The organism is Mesotoga sp. HF07.pep.5.2.highcov, assembly GCF_003666285.1.
GTDB lineage: Bacteria > Thermotogota > Thermotogae > Petrotogales > Kosmotogaceae > Mesotoga > Mesotoga prima.
In genome coordinates this window covers 1-924 of sequence record NZ_JFHJ01000161.1, presented here as the reverse complement: position 1 = coordinate 924, position 924 = coordinate 1, and the positions used below count along the sequence as shown (strand labels likewise).

General features: G+C 44.3%; 1 protein-coding gene. It reads right to left on the bottom strand.

Annotation, left to right across the window (positions count from 1 at the left end; translation table 11 throughout):
* The coding region (locus BG32_RS03080; RefSeq protein WP_147434809.1) for an FprA family A-type flavoprotein at positions 1-911 on the bottom strand (911 nt) is incomplete at its 3' end.
* Positions 912-924: the final 13 nt, after the last annotated feature.

Here is a 924-nt window from a genome sequence, read left to right as displayed (position 1 = left end):
CTAAATCTCCAGATATCTCTAATTATGAAGGATATATGTGTGGTAGAGATATTGTGGACCCTGATCTTATCTACGCCCCCCTTGACCAATCCCGATGCTACCGCCTCCATCATCTTCTGGGTGTTTCCATACATCGAACCGTAAACAAGAACTACTCCCTCCTCGGTTTCCTCTTTGCTCCAGCGATCGTAAAGCTCTATAATTCTTGAAGGATTCTTCCTCCAGACAGGTCCGTGAGTTGCGCAGACGACTTTTATATCTACATTTTTAAGCTTTTCGAATGCCTTCTGGACCATCGAACTGTATCTTCCAACGATGTTGGAAAAATATCTAAGAACCTCATCCTCAAAGTAGTCAATATCGACTTCATCATCGAAGATTCCTCCGTTGAGGGCTCCGAAACCCCCAAATGCATCTCCCGAGAAAAGCAGTCCAGTTGTCTTCTCAAAAGTCATCATTGTCTCGGGCCAGTGAACCATAGGAGTCATATGAAACTGGAGTGTCTTTGAACCTATCTCAAGCTCATCACCATCTTTCACGGTTACAACGTTGTCAGTCACTCCGTAAAAAGCATCCAACATTCCCTTTGTCTTTTCGTTCCCGATTATCTTTATCTCTGGAAAGGCTTCCCTCAGAACTTTTATCGATCCAGAGTGATCTGGCTCCATATGGTTGACCACAAGATAGTCAACCTTTCTTCCTTCGGGAAGAAGCGACCTGATCTTGTCGAGAAAATCGGAGAAGAACGAACCTTTAACCGTGTCGATAAGGACAACCTTGTCGTCTATCAGAATGTATGAGTTGTAAGATACTCCTCTTGGAAGCGGCCATAGCGCTTCGAAGAGGTTAGTCTCAAAATCGTTAACTCCTATCCAGTAGATCCCTTCAGCAATGCTCACTGTATCACTCACTCAAAAAGCCTCC